This window comes from Streptomyces sp. T39, assembly GCF_008042045.1.
GTDB lineage: Bacteria > Actinomycetota > Actinomycetes > Streptomycetales > Streptomycetaceae > Streptomyces.
On sequence record NZ_RDBP01000231.1, the window covers coordinates 1 to 628 of the forward strand.

General features: G+C 77.2%; 1 protein-coding gene. It reads right to left on the reverse strand.

Features of this window, described 5'->3' with window-relative positions; genetic code table 11:
• A partial coding sequence (locus tag EAO77_RS37390; RefSeq protein ID WP_147992714.1) for an acyltransferase domain-containing protein occupies positions 1-628 on the reverse strand: 628 nt, incomplete at both ends.

Sequence of the window (628 nt, forward strand, 5' to 3'; positions counted from 1 at the left end):
CCCGCCGGGCGTCGACCCCTGCCGCGGCGCAGGCCGCCAGCAGTTCGTCCAGCGCGTCCGCTCCGGCCGCGACGGTGGTCGACGCCGGGCCGTTGACGGTCGCCACGTACACGTGTCCACGCAGGCGCTGGATCAGGGGCCCCCGCCGGGCGTCGACCCCTGCCGCGGCGCAGGCCGCCAGCAGTTCGTCCAGCGCGTCCGCTCCGGCCGCGACGGTGGTCGACGCCGGGCCGTTGACGGTCGCCACGTACACGTGTCCACGCAGGCGCTGGATCAGGGGCCGGAGCGCGGCGGCGCCGAGTGCGACGGCCGCCATCCCGCCGTCGCCGGCCCGTGCGGCGATGGCACGGGAGCGCAGGGCGACCACCCGTGCCGCGTCGTCGAGACCGAGCGCGCCCGCCACATGGGCGGCGGCGATCTCGCCCTGCGAGTGCCCGACGCCCACCGAGCGCCACAGTGCCGCCAGGGAGACCATCACGGCGAACAGCGCGGGCTGGACCACGTCGACGCGGTCGAGCCCCGGGGCGCCCGGCACACCGCGCAGGACGTCCGTCAGCGACCAGTCGGTGTACGGCGCGAGCGCCGTACACCGACTGGTCGCTGACGGACGTCCTGCGCGGTGTGCCGG